This window comes from Mangrovibacterium lignilyticum, assembly GCF_010882175.1.
Taxonomy (GTDB): domain Bacteria; phylum Bacteroidota; class Bacteroidia; order Bacteroidales; family Prolixibacteraceae; genus Mangrovibacterium; species Mangrovibacterium lignilyticum.
The window spans coordinates 627,796-646,866 of the sequence record NZ_WKLH01000001.1 but is presented as its reverse complement, the minus strand read 5'-3'; the positions used below and the strand labels follow the sequence as shown (position 1 = coordinate 646,866).

The following is a 19,071-nucleotide window of genomic DNA, read 5'->3' as shown; positions in this document are numbered from 1 at the left end:
AGAAATACGATAAGTCAAACTAAAAGAGAATATCAATGAAATTTGTTGTTTCCAGTACCGAATTACTTAGTCACTTGAATGCGATCAGTAAAGTGATTAGTTCGAAGAATACATTACCCATTTTGGATAATTATTTATTTCAGCTGGAAGATAACCGTTTGACGGTTACTGCTTCAGATTTGGAGTCAACACTAATTACCAGTATTGAACTGGACAACACGGAAGGAAACGGGGATATTGCTGTTCCGGCCAAATTGCTGAACGATACCCTGAAAGAATTTCCGGACCAACCGCTGACCTTCAAATTTGATATGGACACTTTTGGGATTGATATTTATTCTGAAAACGGAAAGTTCAGCATTGTCGGACAAGATGGTGATGAGTTTCCGCAACTGCCTGAATTGAACGAAGCTTCGGCATCAACAATCCAGGTGCCGCACGATGTGTTGCAAACTGGTATTATCAAAACGTTGTTTGCTACTGCCGACGATGAATTGCGTCCGGTGATGAACGGGATCTTTATGGAACTTGGTAACAACGACCTTACTTTTGTGGCTTCCGATGCCCACAAATTGGTTCGGTACAAACGCAGTGATGCTAAAGCTGAAGTGGAATCATCGTTTATTCTGCCTAAAAAGCCGGCTGCGTTGTTGAAAAACTTATTGGTAAAAGAAGACTACGATGTGAAATTGCAGTTCGACGAAAAGAACGCTTTTTTCACCTTGAGTAACTTCAAATTGATTTGTCGTTTGGTTGAAGGAAACTACCCAAGCTACAACTCTGTTATTCCTACAAACAACCCGAATAAGCTGGTGGTTGACCGGTTGGAATTCTACAATATCATTAAACGGGTATCTGTATTTGCGAACCAAGCCAGCAACCTTATTAAATTTCATATTGACGACAACCAATTGGTGGTTTCGGCACAGGATGTCGATTTCTCAATTTCGGCTGTTGAACGCATGAAATGTCAGTACGAAGGCGAAGAAATCGAAATCGGTTTCAAATCAACTTTCCTGCAGGAGATTCTGGCAAACATCAGTTCCGCTGAAGTTCGCGTTGAATTATCGGATCCGACACGTGCCGGCTTGTTATTGCCCGCTGAAAAAGACTTTGACGAAGAAGATGTATTGATGTTATTGATGCCAATGATGATTAATGCTTAATCTTTCAAAAAAATATTTCGGAAGCCTAACAGGAGCAATCTTGTTAGGCTTTTTATTCATAAACCGGCCTGTAAGCCGTAAATTGAAAGCAATAAAATGAAACTTAATTTAAAGAATCCACTTGTTTTTCTTGATCTTGAAACCACCGGGATTAATGTCGCGACCGATCGGATTGTGGAAATTGCCCTGATCAAAGTTCATGTTGACGGGACGGAAGAAACCAAGGAAATGCGAATTAATCCGGAAATGCCGATTCCCGAATTTGCGAGTAAAGTACACGGGATTTATGACGAGGATGTGAAGGACGAGCCGACGTTTAAAGAAGTTGCGAAGTCACTGGCCAAGTTTTTGGAAGGATGTGATTTAGCTGGGTTCAACTCTAATCGTTTCGATATTCCGTTGTTAGCAGAAGAGTTTTTGCGTGTTGGTGTTGATGTGGATTTTAAGAAACGCAAGTTCGTCGATGTACAAGCGATATTCCACAAAATGGAGAAACGTACCCTGGCTGCGGCCTATAAATTCTATTGTCAGGAAAACCTGATAGATGCTCATAGCGCGCTGGCGGATACGAAAGCCACTTACGAAGTGTTGAAAGCGCAGCTTGATATGTACCAGGATACTGATTTTGAAGATGCTAAAGGTAAAATATCGAAACCGATTCAAAACGAGATTAATGCACTGAGTGAGTTTTCATCTTACGATCGGAATGCCGATTTCATCGGTCGGATCGTGTTTGATGAAAACGGTGTTGAGGTGTTCAACTTTGGCAAAAATAAAGGTGTTCCGGTTGAAAAGGTATTGCGTGAACAACCCGGTTATTTCGGTTGGATTATGAACGGCGAATTCCCCTTGTACACGAAAAAGGTTTTGACCGCGATTAAACTGCGGATGAAAGATAATTGATTTAGATATCGTCGCCGTGGAGGCGTAAAATGTGACGACCCTACGGTTTTCAAAAAAGGTAGCATTATGAAAATCATTTGTATCGGAAGAAATTACAGCGAACATGCTCGGGAACTGAATAATGAAATTCCGTCGGAGCCCGTGATGTTTATGAAACCCGACTCGGCTTTGTTGCGCAATAATGATCCCTTTTACATTCCGTCATTCAGCCAGGATGTGCATTTCGAATGTGAATTGATTGTGCGTATCAACCGCTTGGGAAAAAACATCGAACCTCGTTTTGCCAATCGTTATTATGATGAGATTGGTCTGGGAATCGACTTCACAGCGCGCGATCTGCAAGGCAAACTCAAAGAAAAAGGTTTGCCCTGGGAAAAGGCTAAAGCCTTCGACCGATCTGCAGTGATTAGTACCGACTTTATTCCGAAAAGTGAATTGGCAGATGTGAATGCCATTAAATTTCAGTTGAATAAAAACGGTGAGTTGGTGCAAAACGGCGATAGTTCCCAAATGCTGTTTCCGATCGATGAACTGATCAGCCAGGTATCAAACTACTTCACGCTGAAAATAGGTGACCTTATTTATAGTGGTACTCCCTCAGGCGTTGGTCCGGTAGCCATCGGCGATCGTCTGGAAGGTTTCATCGAAGGCCGCAAGATGTTTGACTTTGAGGTGAGGTAATACAGAAAATCGTTCTATACAGATATGAAGGCAGTTGTATAACAACTGTCTTTTTTTGTTCATAAAAAGTATCTTGCCTATTGTTTGTTGCTGATAGTTTTGTTAAATTGAAATCAAAAAGAGGAACGGATTATTGGTTCTTTCGAATTTAGATCTTTCGGTCGAAAACGAACACGAATAACATTGAATACCGATTACTCCATTTTTATCAAAAATCAACAAAACCTTTAACGATGTACAAATTCCACGGAAAAGTCTATCCCGACATGAAGCAAAGTTTTGGTATTTTGGGGATGTACTTTGTTTTTACCCTTCTGGGTGGGATCATAAGTATAGCTTTCAGAAATTTACTGCCCAAGGATCTTTCTTTTTTTATTGTCTACTTGGTTATTAACGGATTAACATTCGTCTGGGCCTACTCCAAACGCAAACGAAAAAGTGGTAACAGCGATTTCAACATGAAGGTCGCTAAGAAAACTGACCTGCCGTTTTTGATTGTTGCTACCTTGGCGCTACTTATCAGTGTAACGGCACCAATTGTATCCACTATTCCGATATCGGAATTTATGAGGAAAGTTATATTGGAGATGGGACAAATGAAAGGAGTCATTTGGTTTATCACCCTGGTAATTGCGGCTCCGGTTTTCGAAGAATTAATCTTTCGCGGAATCATTCTGGATGGGCTTCTGAAAAAATATCAGCCGCTAAAAGCCATTTTGTTATCCAGTGTTTTGTTCGGTTTGGCGCATCTGAATACTGTACAGTTTGTCGGTGCTTTTATAGGGGGTATGTTTATGGGCTGGGTTTATTGGAAAACCCGAAATGTGTTTTTAACGATGTTGATTCACGCAACAACTAATTGTGCGAGTTTCATCGCAGGTGCAACAAGCAGCAAACAAGCATGGGACGAAAGCCTGGTCGAGACTTATGGCGGAACGATCAATCTAATTTTATCGATTGTCGGTGGATTCGTTGTTCTGGCAATCTGCTTTTATTACCTGAACCGATCGTTCGGAAAAGCAAGAGTGACTGTGCTGCCTGTGAATGAAGAAAAGCTTGATCTGTCGGACTCCGGTTCCACACCGGCTCCTGCCTCGAATCACCTTGAACCTGTCGATTAGCGAATCTTTGTTAGCAATCAAAATAACAAGGGCTGCAATCTTGATCATTTGAGCCTTTGTTGTTGATTGCCTTTTATTTTCTCGGCTGAGTAACTTTAGAACCCCAAAAGCCGGAGACCTTTAAATTTGCTCCAGCTTCATCGGTTGAGTCTCCCAAAACTAATTTTCGTGATAAATCAGTACAGGTATCGGACTGTCTTTCACCAGGTCTTTAGTGGTTCTTTTGCCGAAAAATTCGCGAATAAAGTTTTTATTCTCCTTTAGCAGAACCACCAGGTCGGCATAATTTTGTTTGCTGAAATCTTTGATTTCCCGAACCACTTTCTTCGATTTGGTTTCCGTAACGTCAATCCCTTTCAAGGTGGGACTTTCATCCAACATTTCCTTGAAGCCATCGTTCTTGAGGGCGTTTTCGTAGTTGTCTTCTTTATTGACATGGAATACAGTGATGGAAGACTGGACTTTGCGGGCAATCGTAGAGATACGTCGTAGGATAGCCATATCTTTTTCATTGTAATCTGACGCATAAACAATTTTCCGGATGGGATGATAAATGGCGTCGATGGGGAAGGTGTATACCGGCTGGTCGATTCCATCAATCAGGTCAATGGCCGGCAGGTTGGCTTCTTTTTCTGTTTGGTTCGGAACCAGCACCATGTCCACATCGGTACGCTCAGCAATTTCGCTGATCAGGAGTTGAATAGATCCGGGAACAACCTTATAGCTGTAGGAAACCGGAAATTCCATCGAGGCGTTTTTAATGCTCAACACTTTTTGAAGTACGCGCGAACGGTTTTCGATGAAATCGTTTGGAACTGTGTCGGGTGCAATACCTCCGGGATTGAAACTACTGATGGCTGGATCAACCGGTATTGTCGGTCCTTCTACCATATGAATGAATTCGAGGGGTAAGCCCATATCGCGGGCAAAGCGGACGGAATAATCTACGATTCGCTCAATCTGATTGAACGGGTAGGCAAATACTAATATCTTTTTCATGGTAATATCTTTTTGGGTGTTATAATCTATTGGTATGGGTGGTTGTGAAAAGAAAAGAGCTCTGTTATCCGGAGCTCTTCTTCTGTATCCGGTGACGAATGCTTTTTCATTCGTCCGGAATAAGCGGACCAAAATCCGCTCGTACAACCGATAAATTTTTTCCTCCTGTACTGGAGAATGAGACTCATAATATTAAATGTCCTTTTCAAATCTTAGTTTAATTGTCTAACGATCTGTTCACGGGTTCGGTGACTAAGCTTTTTAGTTGGCCGAAACTTTATGAGTCGCTTTGTCGATCTTTTCAGAAGCTACCTTTTTCAGGTTCTCAGCTGTTGTTTTGATGTCGGCTTCTGTTTTGTCTTTGATATTTTTCATTTGTTCTTCAATATCATCCAACTTGTCATGAACCGATTTAGAAATCTTGTCAGTCATTTTTTTCGTTTTCCGCATCATTTTCCGGCGGGTTCTACTTCCTTTGTTCGGAGCAACCAAGATTCCGGTTAGTACACCTGCTGCAGCGCCTGCTGCCAATCCGATTAATAAATTTGTTGTCTTGTTCATAGCTTTGAATTTTAAACTGTTAATAAATAGTGTGTGGTTTCATCTTGTCTACCTGAAACCTCTGACGCCGCCTGCAATAAGCGAGAGCAAAAGCAGAACGATGAAAATATAGAAGATTATTTTGGCTATTTCTGTGGCGCCGATTGCAATCCCTCCAAATCCAAAGATCGCGGCAACAATGGCGACAACGAGAAAGACTAAAATTAGGCGTAACATAATTGTCAATTTTTAATGTTAATTCGATCAATCTCCCCGTTATCTATAGATACCGAACTTATCGAAAAATAGTTGCATCGGTTACCATATTGTTATCGGCCGGAGAACAGGTACCGTGCCGTTTTTAACGGAGAACTCTTTGTTAAAACCGAAGCCAGCTGAACCGGCGAACGATTGAATGGAGCCTGAAATAGCTATTGTCATGAAATTTACGAGCCTTATTCGCCGATTGCTTCAACTTTTCTATATGAGTTGAGTCGCAAACCAGTCGCTTAACGGGACATATCTTTTGTCGTTGTTTGTTTGACTGCTTAAATGTCGAGTTTGTCGCGTTCGGCTGCCCGCTGTAATTTTTTGTTGGCCATAATGGCTATTTCCACCCGTCGGTTTTGCTGGCGACCGCTTTCGGTCGAATTATCAGCAACGGGTGCACTTTCGCCGTAGCCTTGTAATTGCATTCGTGCTGCTGCCACATTCAGGTTGCTCAATCGCAGGGCTACCGACTCGGCACGGGCTTCCGACAATTGCTGGTTATAGAGTTCCGATCCTTTGTTATCGGTGTGCCCTTCAATCAAAATGTCGGTATCATCATATTTGGCGAGGGTTTCAGCCAGTTCTGCGATATTTCCCGCTGCGTCATTCGTCAGGTTGCTTTCGTCGAATGCGAATAAAATTCCGGAGTCGAAGGTGATTTTAATTCCTTCGCCGACTCGCTCAACGGTGGCGCCTTCTAAATCAGCTTCCAGCTCTTCCGCTTGCTTATCCATGTAGCGGCCGATGAGTGCTCCGGCTGTTCCGCCGATGGCAGCACCAATAATGGCGCCTTCAGCTGTGTGATCCGATCCGGAACCAATGACACCGCCAATTGCACCACCGGCTCCCACTCCGATAGCGCCTCCTTTTAAGGTTCGGGAGCTGTTGCAGGAACTTAAAAGCATTGTTCCCGACAACAGCAGCCCGGTTAACAGGAAGCGGTTATAATTGAAGGTCTTTATTTTCATAACTCATCATTTATTGTTTCTGCACTAACTTAATCGATATCTGTGCCAAGAAGTAATAACATCCGTCCGGATGTTCGGTTAAGTCTTTAGATAATCAGTAGGTTGAGTGAATTTTAGTTGACGTGCCAAACGTTGGGAAGGCCCGGCACAGGTGGATAAGAGCATCTACAGGTTGGTGCCGTTTCTACACAATAGGAGTGTCTGTAGTGCGATAAACAGGTCTGTTGGTTCTCCGGTTATATTTTGATTTGTGTGGGAAATGATCGTGAAAATCTTTCTACAATTTCCACAACCTTGTGGTTGGTTTAACTGTATTAAATCCTATGAGAAGGAGTGTAAGCACCCGTTTTAGGCAGTTAAGCCACCTTGGCATCATTCTTTCTTGGCTAAAAGAAAAATTATTAGATCCTGTTGCCTATGAAAAATCCCAACCTCACCCGTTTCGCCTTGATTCTTTTTTGTATTTCAGTTATTATAACCGGACTTGTTGTGGCCAAGAATATTTTTATTCCGCTAGCCATTAGCGTCTTTTTCTCGTACCTGATTTACCCCATAGTGGTTCGGGTTGAAAAATGGGGCGTTCATCGTGGACTTTCAATTTTTTTGGTCATTATTCTGGCATTAGCGATTCTGGGAGGCGCTATTTTGTTGGTCTCGGTTCGGGTGTCAAACCTGAATCTCGATTTAGTACAGGCGAAAGCGCAAGTTGACGGGAAAGTTGATTCGTTGATTATGATTTTGGAACGGCGGTTGGGCATTAATTCTCAAACCCTGGATGAGTATTTCAACCGAATTTCGGAGAATATCTTTACTTCCTGGGAGAACAAATTGGGGACGGTGTTTTCAGCAACGACCACGACGCTCTTCCAGCTCTTCATCTTACCGGTTTACACATTCTTTATGCTTTTCTACCGAACTAAAACGGCTCACTTTATCATCAGGCTCGTAGGACGCAAAGATCGTAAAAAGGTCATCCGGATCATGCGTGAGGTTTCTAAAATTACCACCAGCTACATGGGCGGTTTGTTGATTGTTGTGCTGATTCTGGCTATTTTAAACAGCGTTGGATTGGTCATTATTGGTATTCCACACGCCATTTTGTTTGGTATTGGAGCGGCTTTACTGAATCTGATCCCATACATCGGAACTTTTATTGGTGGACTGTTGCCAATCTTGTATGTGTTTTTCACCCAGCAAGATCCATTTCAAACCATGTTGCAAATTTTTATCCTGTTTTGGTTTGTTCAGTTCCTGGAAAATAACCTGCTAACCCCGGGTATTGTCGGGAGTAATATCAAGATAAATCCCTTTGCCATTATTTTCAGTTTACTGTTGGGAAACCTGATTTGGGGAATTGCCGGAATGCTGATTGTGGTGCCTTTCCTGGCCATTATGAAAGTGATTATGCGCAATGTTGACGAGTTGAAACCCTTTGCCTATTTAATCAGCGACCGGGGTGTGGAGAACCACAAGATTCGTTTTCAAAAGCTCCGTCAGTTATTTAAACGAAAGGGGAAAAGCGATGAATAAATACCGGATACAACATAAGATGTTCAACTTGGGGCGGATTTTCCGGAAGGCTTTCGTCCATTTTATGGATAACCGCCCGGTTGAGTTGGCTGGTACAACAGCTTATTTTGCCATTTTCTCAGTTGCCCCGATCCTGATCATTGTGATCGCTGTTTTTGGTTACCTGGTCGGACAAAGCACGGTTCGCGATAAGCTGTTCGAGGAACTAACCGTACTGGTTGGGGCTGATAGTACCAGCTTACTTCAGGATGCGATCGACAATTACCGAATTGTCGAAAACAGTACGATCGGCACCATCATAGGGCTTACTTTTTTCCTGTTTTTTGCCTCCACCTTGTTTAGCGTGATGCAGGATTCGATCGACTTTATCTGGCGGGTAAAGGTGAGGGCGAACCTGAAAATGAATTTAATGAAATTGGCCGTCGATCGGTTACTGTCGTTTGGTGTGATTTTCAGTATTGGTTTTATCTTGTTGGTTTCGCTGGTGGTTGATGCGGGGATCACGTTTATGCGCGATATTCTTCTGCGGTATTTCCCGGCCGACTTTTTAGTGCTTGTCTGGGGGGCGAATCTGCTGCTTACTCTCGGCATTATCATGACCACTTTTGCATTGATTTTTCATTTCCTGCCCGACGTTTATGTCCGATGGAATGCCAGTTGGTTCGGTGCTTTTTTTACCGCTATTTTGTTTACCCTGGGAAAAATAGTTATCGGCCTGCTAATTGGTAACAGCAACCTGGGGGCGGTATACGGAGCAGCCAGCTCAATTGTGGTATTGCTGATGTGGATCTACTATTCAGCACTTATTTTTTACTTTGGCGTACAGCTGACCTGCGAATTTTCGCGCTTTTACAAACACCACAACAAACCCAAAAATTACGCTATCCCTTTCCGGATTCATCATGATGAGTAATCCATCCAAATTTCCTAATAGCTTGAAAAGACACCGCTTGCTACGTTGAATCCTTTCTTTGGACAGGAGTTACTGTTCGTGGCAAAATAACATGCAATTTTTGCAGACAGGTTTAAAATTACCTTGAATGACGTTTTCGCGACATGCGTAGGTCATCAACTGGATGTGCGTTACAGGACCAAGTTTTTGTCTTATGTTTTTCAGGTGCGTTCGGACGGTAGAGTGACTAATGTTGAGTGTTTCGGCTAGTTCACTATTATCTTTTGATGTTAGCCAATTCGCTAAAATTTCTTTCTCTCGAAGGGTCAGGTCAAACTCGACATTTTTGGAGCAGCCATTGTTGCATCCAAAAATAAAATCAATGGCTTTCGCACAAATATATTTTCCGCCCGCAAAGATTTCATGAATTGCAAAAACAGTCTTTTTAGCGCTACATGTTCTTAGCATAAATCCTCCGATGTGAGGCATTAACTCATCCAGTTGCTTATGGGCAATGATTTCAGAAAGAACTAATAGACCCAGATTTGGGAAGGATTCATGAATTTGTTTAATGTGATTCACCTGGACGGGATGTAAATGGCACAATTCAACAATCAGGATGTCGGCATTGTATTCAGAAATGCTTTCATTCCAGGATGAATTATTCTTTAAAGTACCGAGGACGTTGATCTCTTTCTGATTGGACAATATAGCTCTAAGACCTTCGGCAAGTAGCTGTTGGTCGTATAAAATTAGGACATTTATAACGGATTTTTCAAACATAAGTTAACTGACAATACTACAAGTTACGAAAAAAATGGCCACCAGTTCTAATCTAAATGCGAATTTAATATCATCAATATGTTGATACGGTTGATGTCTGGTTGAGGCCTTCTTGACACTGGCAGGTATTCAATATGCACAAGAAGAGGATTGAGTGATGTTGGATTATTGACTATCTTTTTATTTTAGTTAAAACCATGTTAAATCAATTAGTTAGAATATTTTTGTTTTTTGTTAACTTAAACTATCAGTCATGAAAAAATCTGCTTTTTACGTTCAGAAACTGTTGTTTCTGGTATCGATGATTTGCATTGCTCTGATATTTGGACAATGCCAAAAATCCGAGAACGCGGGCCCCGGCCTTCCGGATGAAGACTCTGATCGCCCAAGCTGGGCTGGTGGCAATACCGATACAAATGATCACATTAAAGGGAATGATGACTCCGGAACCACACGCGGAGGAGACTACGGTGATTTATACGAACTGCTGCGTGATGATAACGGAGTTCCTGAAATGGTCCAAATTGGTGAAGAATACTACGTACAACCAGTTGATGTAAACGGCGAAACACTGGAACTTGATGCAGAGGGAGAGCTGGTCGATCCTCTTGCTGCAATTCCGGTTGAATTTGGACGTCTGAATATCGTTCGTTCGCCGCAATCAGTGCTCGATCAAGCCTTGGGGGAAGCCTTACTTGTGATTAATGCCGGTGAAAAATTTACCGTCGATTTCTGCGGACGAATTACGATCTGGAATACTGATGTGGATGGGAACCTGGTAATCACTAAAACAATCGACTCTCCCCGGGAAAGCATGGCTATATATCAGGAAATTATGAACCATGGATTTGACGGCCAGCTTACAGCACTGCTGAATTCCGGCTTAGATCCATACTTATTGGCCGCTTCCAGTTTTGCTGCAGGCTCTGACAAAACCGGTACTGTAAACATCGATGAGGTGGTTTATATTAATGGTTTTATGGGCTGCGAGGGCTGCGATCCAATCGAAAATGAAAACGAATATGATTTCAACAACAATCTAAAGCACTATTTCGATTTTGAAAATCTGAATTGTGTGGAGGATAATGCCTTTGTATACGACAGAGCTATTTATGAAAGCCGGTATATCAAAATTCTAATGTTAGACCCTGGTGGCACATACAACTATGTGATTTCAACAGTGCGACAAGCCATGGAAGATCGCGGGTTGTTTACTTACAGATGGATTGAAGGTGAACAGTTGACACTGGTGGATGGATTTGCCGCAGCTGTTGACGATGCGGTTCAGGTACTTGAATTTATTCATGGTGATAGCAACATTGAGTTTCTTCCTGAATACGTTCCTGAATAGGTGAAGACCAGCGTTTGATTTTCTTTCTTTCAGCGTATTTGAGTTTTTCCTTTTTCAGATAAGACCAACTGTCTGGCTCAAGACAGTTGGTTGTATTTAAAATATGGCAGTCATGAATACTTTCCGACAGACAATTGTATTGGGAAAGGGTTTTCTTTTAGGAATCCTTTTTTGCATTTGTGTCGGAAGTCTGGCTGCCCGGCAAACCCGGCAGGAAAAAGATTCTTGCCAAAGTAAATTGATTCAACTTTCCAAGATCAAATCGGCCCGGTGGAAGGCTGAAAAAAGCAACGCAGATTCCCTGTCCAAAACCCTTAACATCCCAATCTCATACCGTGATGAACGTGGAAGGGTGGTTGTGTTGCAACGCCTAAGCCGCAATAACAAGCCAGTCTATTACGCAACTGATAATTTCAGCTGCGCAAGTACTATTTCAGTTGATGAGCTTTGGTCGAACGATAATGAGTATTCCGCTCTTTCCGGAGAGGGGATTGAAATTAACCTATGGGATGGCGGTGCGGTGCGATCAACCCACCAGGAACTGCAAGGGGAAACCGGCTCCCGGGTAATCATGCGCGAAACGGGTTTGTCATTGGAAAATCATTCAACGCATGTCGCCGGAACAATGATCGGGAGAGGTGTTAATCCCGATGCACAGGGAATGGCCGGAGCGGCTTCTGTCAGGGGATGGGATTTAAACGATGATATTGCTGAAATGTCAAGTGCTGCTGCCGATGGTATTGTGCTGTCCAATCACTCTTATGGTCCACTTTGTGGTTGGTATTACAATGGAAATAACGAAAGTTGGTATTGGTACGGCGATCCTGATGTTTCGGAGAATGAGGATTACGAATTTGGCTTGTATAGCCAGGTTAGTGCCGACCTGGATTTAATTGCAGCGCTTGCGCCCGAATACCTGATTGTCAAATCAGCGGGGAACGACCGGAATGATGGCCCGTCCTCTTCCTACGTCCATTATGTGTGGGATGGAACCTGGGTGCTTGTCGATGTTGAACGTGAACCCGATGGCGGAACTGATGGCTTCGACTGCCTGACACCGATGGCTGTTGCCAAGAATATCCTGACTATCGGTGCGGTGGACGATGACAAGTCCATGACCGTTTTTAGTGCTTTCGGCCCTACCGACGACGGTCGCATAAAACCCGACGTGGTTGCCGATGGCATGAATGTTTTTTCGTCGATCGCTGTTGCCGATACCAGCTATGGCAGCTACAGCGGAACATCCATGGCCACAGCTTCGGCGACCGGGTCCATTGCTCTTTTGGGACAACTGCAGCAGAACCTTCAACCCGGAGTCAATTGGCGTGCTTCTTCCCTGAAGGCCCTTTTAATTCATACGGCCGAAGATTTAGGGCCGAACACCGGTCCGGATTACAGTTATGGCTGGGGCCTGCTGAATCTGAAAGATGCAGCCGATTTGATTTATGCGAATTATCATAGCCAGGGCAACCATATTTATGAAGAGACTTTAGCGGATGGTGAAGAAATGATCATCCCTGTAACGACCCTGGATTCATCGCCGGAGTTAAAAGCGACGCTTTGTTGGACTGATCCGCCGGGAACCCCTTCCGCTTCGGCATTGAACGACCGAACCCGGAAGCTGGTCAATGACCTCAATATTGTCATCGAAAAAACGAATACCGGAGAATCGTTCTACCCTTGGTTGCTGGATGTTGAAAATCCGGCTGCTCCCGCAAGTCGGGGAGTCAATCAAATTGATAATGTGGAACAGGTGAGTCTGGCCAATCCCGGTGCAGGTGAATTCAATATCATTGTATCTCACTCCGGATCGCTCACGGGCAGCTCACAAGTGTTTAGCCTGGTTATTTCTGGAATAGAAACGCAGTCAACGATCTTTCCGCCTCAAAACTTAAGTTATATGGTCGGGGAAACCAGTGTTCTTTTAAGCTGGGAACCTCCGGATTCAGCAACACCCGACTTCTACGATATTTACCGGAATGGAGTCCTTTTGGGGCAAACGGACGGGATAACCTTCACCGATGAAACGGTGGCCTACGACCAGGAATATACCTATTACATTACTGCTGTTTACCCCGGAGATGATGAGCCGTTTGAAAGTTTGAAAACCAATCAGGTTACTGTTTTCTATCAACGTTGGCGAACGCTTCCGTTTAGTGTTGATTTTGAGAATGACCCCTACGAGATCACAATAAAGGATGATCCTTCCGGCTGGCAATGGGGAGATTGGGAGACGCTAAATTCCTACTATCTCAATTTTACAGCCAATGAAACCAAATTCATTGGAGTGGATTCGTATGTGGCAGGATCGAACTTACATGTTTCGGATATTGCAGTTACGCCACCCTTGCGACTGGCAGATTATACCAATATCACGCTCAGTTTCGACTACTTGCTGAAGACCGGAATATATGGAGCCATCGATGAATTGCATGTTGTTTACAAATTGCAGGGAGAGCAGGACTGGCATGAGTTGGCTAATCTAGAAAGTTCGTTTAACTGGACTGATTATTCGCTGGAGCTACCGGAAGGAATTTGCATGAACGGCACCCAAATTGGTTTCTACTATGATGACTTTTACGAGTGGGGAATGGGGGCTGGTTTGGATAATATTTACATTGCAGGGGAGCCCATACAACGTTCCCTCGATTTCGCGATCGATGGCCTAATCAGTCCTGTTTCAGCCTGTGTACTTTCTGAAAATGAGCCGGTAACAGTCGCAATAAAAAATGTTGGCGAACAAACCGCCTTACCCGGCGATAACCTGACCATCCAGTTTACGTGTAATTCGGGAGAGACCATAAGCGAGTTGCTGGTTCTTACCAACGCTGTTGCGTCTAACGAAATCCTGAATTATGAGTTCAAAGGAACGGTCGATTTATCGGATATTGGAATTTACTCGTTGGAATTTAGCTTGACTTGTTCCCTGGATGACAACAGCCTGAATAACACCTTGGAAACAACTGTTGAAGTCTACGCTTCACCTGATCCACAGATCCTGAACACCGATTTGAATTTCTGTATCACCGACGAACCGGTATTGATTGAAGTTTATCCCGCCGGTGGTGTTCTTTCCGGTGATGGGATATCCGGCAACTATTTCAATCCGCAGGTCGCCGGAGTTGGTTCGCATCCGATTGTCTATGCGGTAACCAACGAAGCCGGTTGCGAGGCAACAGTCTCTGTGAACCTTATGGTTTATGCTTTACCCGAACCTCAGATCCTAAACACAGACTTCATTTTCTGTATCACCGACGCTCCGGTGTTGATTGAAGTGTCTCCCGATGGCGGTATTCTTTCCGGTGACGGGATATCCGGAAATTATTTCGATCCGCAAGTTGCCGGCGTAGGCTCGCACTTGATTACTTATGCAGTAACCAACGAAGCTGGTTGCGAGGCAACAGTGACTGTGGAGCTGGAAGTGTTTGCTTTGCCTGATCCACAGATCCTGAACACCGATCTCAGTTTCTGTGTCACCGAAGAGCCGGTGTTGATTGAAGTTTATCCCGACGGTGGTATTCTTTTCGGTGACGGGATATCCGGCAACTATTTCAATCCGCAGGTCGCCGGAGTTGGTTCGCACTTGATTACTTATGCCGTAACCAATGAAGCCGGTTGCGAGGCTACAGTCTCTGTGAACCTTGTGGTTTATGCTTTGCCTGATCCACAGATCCTGAACACCGATTTGAATTTCTGTATCACCGATGAACCGGTATTGATTGAAGTGTCTCCCGACGGTGGTATTCTCTCCGGTGACGGGATATCCGGATACTATTTCAATCCGCAAGTTGCCGGCGTAGGCTCGCACTTGATAGTCTATGCGGTAACCAACGAAGCCGGTTGCGAGGCAACAGTCTCGGTGGAGCTGGAAGTTTATGCTTTGCCCGATCCACAGATCCTGAACACCGATTTGAATTTCTGTATCACCGACGAACCGGTATTGATTGAAGTTTATCCCGCCGGTGGTGTTCTTTCCGGTGATGGGATATCCGGCAACTATTTCAATCCGCAGGTCGCCGGAGTTGGTTCGCATCCGATTGTCTATGCGGTAACCAACGAAGCCGGTTGCGAGGCAACAGTCTCTGTGAACCTTATGGTTTATGCTTTACCCGAACCTCAGATCCTAAACACCGACTTCAGTTTCTGTGTCACCGAAGAGCCGGTGTTGATTGAAGTGTCTCCCGATGGCGGTATTCTTTCCGGAGACGGGATATCCGGCAACTATTTCAATCCGCAGGTCGCCGGAATTGGTTCGCAGCCGATTGTCTATGCGGTAACCAACGAAGCCGGTTGCGAGGCAACAGTCTCTGTGAACCTTGTGGTTTATGCTTTACCCGATCCACAGATCCTGAACACCGATTTGAATTTCTGTATCACCGACGAACCGGTATTGATTGAAGTTTATCCCGCCGGTGGTGTTCTTTCCGGTGATGGGATATCCGGCAACTATTTCAATCCGCAGGTCGCCGGAGTTGGTTCGCATCCGATTGTCTATGCGGTAACCAACGAAGCCGGTTGCGAGGCAACAGTCTCTGTGAACCTTATGGTTTATGCTTTACCCGAACCTCAGATCCTAAACACCGACTTCAGTTTCTGTGTCACCGAAGAGCCGGTGTTGATTGAAGTGTCTCCCGATGGCGGTATTCTTTCCGGTGATGGCATATCCGGCAATTATTTTGATCCGCAAGTTGCCGGCGTAGGCTCGCACTTGATTACTTATGCAGTAACCAACGAAGCCGGTTGTGAGGCAACAGTCGCGGTGAACCTTGTGGTTTATGCTTTACCCGAACCTCAGATATTAAACACAGACTTCATTTTCTGTGTCACCGAAGAGCCAGTGTTGATTGAAGTGTCTCCCGCCGGTGGTGTTCTTTCCGGTGACGGGATATCCGGCAACTATTTTGATCCGCAAGTTGCCGGCGTAGGCTCGCACTTGATTACTTATGCCGTAACCAACGAAGCCGGTTGCGAGGTAACAGTCGCGGTGAACCTTGTGGTTTATGCTTTACCCGAACCTCAGATCCTAAACACAGACTTCATTTTCTGTGTCACGGATGAACCGGTATTGATTGAAGTTTATCCCGATGGTGGTATTCTTTCCGGTGACGGGATATCCGGATACTATTTCAATCCGCAAGTTGCCGGAATTGGTTCGCATCCGATTGCTTACACTTTAATCAATGAAGCCGGTTGCGAGGCTACAGTCTCTGTGAACCTTGTGGTTTATGCTTTACCCGAACCGCAGATTCTGAACACCGATTTGAATTTCTGTATCACCGATGAACCGGTGTTGATTGAAGTGTCTCCCGATGGCGGTATTCTTTCCGGATACGGGATATCCGGCAACTATTTTGATCCGCAAGTTGCCGGCGTAGGTTCGCACTTGATTACTTATGCCGTAACCAACGAAGCCGGTTGCGAGGAAACAGTGACTGTGGAGCTGGAAGTGTTTGCTTTACCCGAACCTCAGATATTAAACACAGACTTCATTTTCTGTGTCAATGAGGAACTGGTGTTGATTGAAGTTTCTCCCGATAGCGGAATTCTTTCCGGTGATGGGATATCCGGCAACTATTTCAATCCGCAAGTTGCCGGAATTGGTTCGCATCCGATTGCTTACACTTTAATCAATGAAGCCGGTTGCGAGGCTACAGTCTCGGTGGAGCTGGAAGTTTATGCTTTGCCCGATCCACAGATCCTAAACACAGACTTAATTTTCTGTATCACCGACGAACCGGTGTTGATTGAAGTTTATCCCGAGGACGGTATTCTTTCCGGAGACGGGATATCCGGAAACTATTTCGATCCGCAAGTCGCCGGAATTGGTTCGCATCCGATTGCTTACACTTTAATCAATGAAGCCGGTTGCGAGGCTACAGTCTCGGTGGAGCTGGAAGTTTATGCTTTGCCCGATCCACAAATACTAAACACCGATTTGAATTTCTGTGTCAATGAGGAACCGGTATTGATTGAAGTTTATCCCGATGGTGGTATTCTTTCCGGTGACGGGATATCCGGATACTATTTCAATCCGCAGGTTGCCGGCGTAGGCTCGCACTTGATTACTTATGCCGTAACCAACGAAGCCGGTTGCGAGGAAACAGTGACTGTGGATCTGGAAGTGTTTGCTTTGCCCGATCCACAGATCCTAAACACCGACCTCAGTTTCTGTGACAATGAGGAACCGGTGTTGATTGAAGTTTATCCCGAGGACGGTATTCTTTCCGGAGACGGGATATCCGGCAACTATTTTGATCCGCAGCTTGCAGGAGTTGGTTCGCATCCGATTGTCTATGCGGTAACCAACGAAGCAGGTTGCGAGGCAACAAGTTTCATTGAGCTGACGGTTGCTGAGAGCCCGTTTGTCGATCTTGGTCCGGATCAATTCATCGAAGTTGGCGATACGCTGCAGTTAATCCCCAACAGCAATGCATCTGCCTACTTGTGGAGTGATGGCGCAACGAAGGCCACCAAAACGATCTATACAGCGGACCTTGGCGTCGGGACTTTCATGATTTGGGTTGTGGCCGTTAATGATGCGTCGTGTTATTCAATTGATTCGGTGACGGTGACTGTTGATGTCGCAGGAGGTTTTGATGTGGAGGCAGAACTTGCGGCGCCTTATATTTATCCAAATCCAACGAAGACCGGATTTAGCTTGAAGCTGGACGAAAATGAGACACTGGAGAAGATCTCGTTACAGGGGCCAACCGGACAGCTGTTCTTTCAGACAATACCGTCGACCTTCCCCTATTTTGACCTTTCCGGATACAAAGGAGGTTCCTATTTCCTGAAAATACAGACCGACAAACGACGTGCTGTTTTCAAACTCATTAAGCTGTGACCGGTTCCTTTGCTCGTCTTCAAACTCAAAACTCCTACAGGGGCACCCCCCCGGGCTCCGGGCTTAAACTTCCATTATACGCGGCTTTTCCTTCTGTCTTTTCACCTAAAACGTTTCCCTTTTGCCTTCACGCGTAAGCCTTTTTACCTCCGGATCCCCTGTCTTTTCAGCACATTCAATTTTGGCTCCATTTTGTCGGGTTGCAATGCGCCATTGCAGGTTTACAAAGGGACGTTGCAATATTACAACGTCGCTTTGCAATGTTACAATGAGACGTTGCAATATTACAACGTGGCTTAGCAATATTACAATACGGCTTTGCAATATTGCAAAGAGGCTTAGCAATATTACAATGAGGCTTTGCAACGTTACAATGCGACGTGGCAGGTTTGCAATGGGGCATGTTGAGGTAATGTTCAGAGAGTGTTCAAATAACTGTGTCAGTTGATATTTCCACCTTACCCGGGCTAATAACTTTAACCGGAGTTATTTGTTATTGTTGTGTCTAAACCTGAGGTAATTCAGGAAGACAAAACGTTAACAAATACCGATATGAAAACAAATGAAGAGCTTTTCAGAATTTTCATTGTGACGGGATTTAGCGAGGGTGATACAACAGTATTTGACAGCTATGTTTCACCCGATTTTATCGAAAACCAAAGCGGTATGGTACCTCCCAATGCCGAAGGGGTTAAAAAAGCAATAACAAGTTTGCACAACGCATTTCCGGATTTCTCCCTGACGATCGAAGATATAATTAGTAACGGGGATATGGTGTGGGGACGTATGACGGGCCGGGGGACCCATAAAGGGCAATTTGGGCCTTTACCGCCATCCGGCAAGACATTTGAAATTACGGTTATTGATATCATGAAATTTAGGGACGGAAAGCTTGTCGAGCATTGGGGTGTTCCTGATCGTTTAGGACTGATGGAACAACTGGGAATGAAACCACCTCCAGCGCTTATCATGAAATTAATTCGTTTGTTAAACCGGTAACTTTAACCCTGAATACGGAGCGAA

The 19,071-nt window shown here is 44.5% G+C and carries 14 protein-coding genes; 9 read left to right on the top strand and 5 right to left on the bottom strand.

Annotated features, from left to right (window positions below; all coding sequences use genetic code 11):
- Positions 1-35: 35 nt before the first annotated feature.
- The 4 genes from dnaN to GJV22_RS02475 all read left to right on the top strand — a co-directional run bounded on the left by dnaN (position 36) and on the right by GJV22_RS02475 (position 3,871).
- Positions 36-1,166 (top strand): DNA polymerase III subunit beta, encoded by a 1,131-nt coding sequence (dnaN, locus tag GJV22_RS02490; RefSeq protein ID WP_163708210.1) that lies wholly within the window; start codon positions 36-38, stop codon positions 1,164-1,166.
- 96 nt (positions 1,167-1,262) lie between these two features.
- Positions 1,263-2,069 carry a 3'-5' exonuclease gene (locus GJV22_RS02485; protein ID WP_163708207.1) on the top strand — a complete coding sequence of 269 codons (807 nt, stop codon included), beginning with the start codon at positions 1,263-1,265 and terminating at the stop codon, positions 2,067-2,069.
- Positions 2,070-2,135: 66 nt separating this feature from the next.
- Complete coding sequence (locus tag GJV22_RS02480; protein WP_163708203.1) at positions 2,136-2,750, top strand: fumarylacetoacetate hydrolase family protein; 615 nt, start codon at positions 2,136-2,138, stop codon at positions 2,748-2,750.
- Positions 2,751-2,983: 233 nt separating this feature from the next.
- The gene (locus GJV22_RS02475) at positions 2,984-3,871 is read left to right on the top strand and encodes a CPBP family intramembrane glutamic endopeptidase (RefSeq protein WP_163708200.1); all 888 of its coding nucleotides are present in this window, start codon (positions 2,984-2,986) and stop codon (positions 3,869-3,871) included.
- 159 nt (positions 3,872-4,030) lie between these two features.
- On the opposite strand, the gene GJV22_RS02470 is transcribed toward GJV22_RS02475, so the two are convergent.
- The 4 genes from GJV22_RS02470 to GJV22_RS02455 all read right to left on the bottom strand — a co-directional run bounded on the left by GJV22_RS02470 (position 4,031) and on the right by GJV22_RS02455 (position 6,648).
- Positions 4,031-4,870, bottom strand: a complete 840-nt coding sequence (locus tag GJV22_RS02470; protein WP_163708197.1) for a universal stress protein — start codon at positions 4,868-4,870, stop codon at positions 4,031-4,033.
- Between the two features lie 261 nt (positions 4,871-5,131).
- Positions 5,132-5,431 carry a YtxH domain-containing protein gene (locus GJV22_RS02465; protein ID WP_163708194.1) on the bottom strand — a complete coding sequence of 100 codons (300 nt, stop codon included), beginning with the start codon at positions 5,429-5,431 and terminating at the stop codon, positions 5,132-5,134.
- A gap of 48 nt (positions 5,432-5,479) precedes the next feature.
- Positions 5,480-5,647 carry a DUF1328 domain-containing protein gene (locus GJV22_RS02460; protein ID WP_163708191.1) on the bottom strand — a complete coding sequence of 56 codons (168 nt, stop codon included), beginning with the start codon at positions 5,645-5,647 and terminating at the stop codon, positions 5,480-5,482.
- A gap of 311 nt (positions 5,648-5,958) precedes the next feature.
- Positions 5,959-6,648 carry an OmpA family protein gene (locus tag GJV22_RS02455; RefSeq protein ID WP_163708188.1) on the bottom strand — a complete coding sequence of 230 codons (690 nt, stop codon included), beginning with the start codon at positions 6,646-6,648 and terminating at the stop codon, positions 5,959-5,961.
- Positions 6,649-7,065: 417 nt separating this feature from the next.
- Here GJV22_RS02455 and GJV22_RS02450 point away from each other — a divergent pair, with 417 nt between their 5' ends.
- The gene (locus tag GJV22_RS02450; protein WP_163708185.1) at positions 7,066-8,178 is read left to right on the top strand and encodes an AI-2E family transporter; all 1,113 of its coding nucleotides are present in this window, start codon (positions 7,066-7,068) and stop codon (positions 8,176-8,178) included.
- Complete coding sequence (locus tag GJV22_RS02445) at positions 8,171-9,091, top strand: YihY/virulence factor BrkB family protein (protein WP_163708182.1); 921 nt, start codon at positions 8,171-8,173, stop codon at positions 9,089-9,091. Before GJV22_RS02450 ends, GJV22_RS02445 begins: the two co-directional genes overlap by 8 nt.
- A 69-nt stretch (positions 9,092-9,160) precedes the next feature.
- On the opposite strand, the gene GJV22_RS02440 is transcribed toward GJV22_RS02445, so the two are convergent.
- Positions 9,161-9,853 carry a response regulator transcription factor gene (locus tag GJV22_RS02440; RefSeq protein WP_163708180.1) on the bottom strand — a complete coding sequence of 231 codons (693 nt, stop codon included), beginning with the start codon at positions 9,851-9,853 and terminating at the stop codon, positions 9,161-9,163.
- Positions 9,854-10,106: 253 nt separating this feature from the next.
- Here GJV22_RS02440 and GJV22_RS02435 point away from each other — a divergent pair, with 253 nt between their 5' ends.
- The 3 genes from GJV22_RS02435 to GJV22_RS02425 all read left to right on the top strand — a co-directional run bounded on the left by GJV22_RS02435 (position 10,107) and on the right by GJV22_RS02425 (position 19,047).
- Positions 10,107-11,204, top strand: a complete 1,098-nt coding sequence (locus GJV22_RS02435) for a hypothetical protein (protein WP_163708177.1) — start codon at positions 10,107-10,109, stop codon at positions 11,202-11,204.
- 112 nt (positions 11,205-11,316) lie between these two features.
- Positions 11,317-18,048, top strand: coding sequence for a S8 family serine peptidase (locus tag GJV22_RS02430; RefSeq protein WP_163708174.1), 6,732 nt, complete (start codon positions 11,317-11,319; stop codon positions 18,046-18,048).
- A 552-nt stretch (positions 18,049-18,600) separates the two neighbouring features.
- Complete coding sequence (locus GJV22_RS02425; RefSeq protein WP_163708171.1) at positions 18,601-19,047, top strand: ester cyclase; 447 nt, start codon at positions 18,601-18,603, stop codon at positions 19,045-19,047.
- Positions 19,048-19,071: the final 24 nt, after the last annotated feature.

Bases quoted from the DNA above. Each gene is read 5' to 3' on its own strand.
- dnaN (WP_163708210.1), top strand. From the start codon at position 36: ATGAAATTTGTTGTTTCCAGTACCGAATTACTTAGTCACTTGAATGCG.
- GJV22_RS02450 (WP_163708185.1), top strand. From the start codon at position 7,066: ATGAAAAATCCCAACCTCACCCGTTTCGCCTTGATTCTTTTTTGTATT.
- GJV22_RS02425 (WP_163708171.1), top strand. From the start codon at position 18,601: ATGAAAACAAATGAAGAGCTTTTCAGAATTTTCATTGTGACGGGATTT.
- GJV22_RS02480 (WP_163708203.1), top strand. From the start codon at position 2,136: ATGAAAATCATTTGTATCGGAAGAAATTACAGCGAACATGCTCGGGAA.
- GJV22_RS02485 (WP_163708207.1), top strand. From the start codon at position 1,263: ATGAAACTTAATTTAAAGAATCCACTTGTTTTTCTTGATCTTGAAACC.
- GJV22_RS02445 (WP_163708182.1), top strand. From the start codon at position 8,171: ATGAATAAATACCGGATACAACATAAGATGTTCAACTTGGGGCGGATT.
- GJV22_RS02455 (WP_163708188.1), bottom strand. From the start codon at position 6,648: ATGAAAATAAAGACCTTCAATTATAACCGCTTCCTGTTAACCGGGCTG.
- GJV22_RS02430 (WP_163708174.1), top strand. From the start codon at position 11,317: ATGAATACTTTCCGACAGACAATTGTATTGGGAAAGGGTTTTCTTTTA.
- GJV22_RS02435 (WP_163708177.1), top strand. From the start codon at position 10,107: ATGAAAAAATCTGCTTTTTACGTTCAGAAACTGTTGTTTCTGGTATCG.
- GJV22_RS02440 (WP_163708180.1), bottom strand. From the start codon at position 9,853: ATGTTTGAAAAATCCGTTATAAATGTCCTAATTTTATACGACCAACAG.
- GJV22_RS02465 (WP_163708194.1), bottom strand. From the start codon at position 5,431: ATGAACAAGACAACAAATTTATTAATCGGATTGGCAGCAGGCGCTGCA.
- GJV22_RS02460 (WP_163708191.1), bottom strand. From the start codon at position 5,647: ATGTTACGCCTAATTTTAGTCTTTCTCGTTGTCGCCATTGTTGCCGCG.
- GJV22_RS02475 (WP_163708200.1), top strand. From the start codon at position 2,984: ATGTACAAATTCCACGGAAAAGTCTATCCCGACATGAAGCAAAGTTTT.
- GJV22_RS02470 (WP_163708197.1), bottom strand. From the start codon at position 4,870: ATGAAAAAGATATTAGTATTTGCCTACCCGTTCAATCAGATTGAGCGA.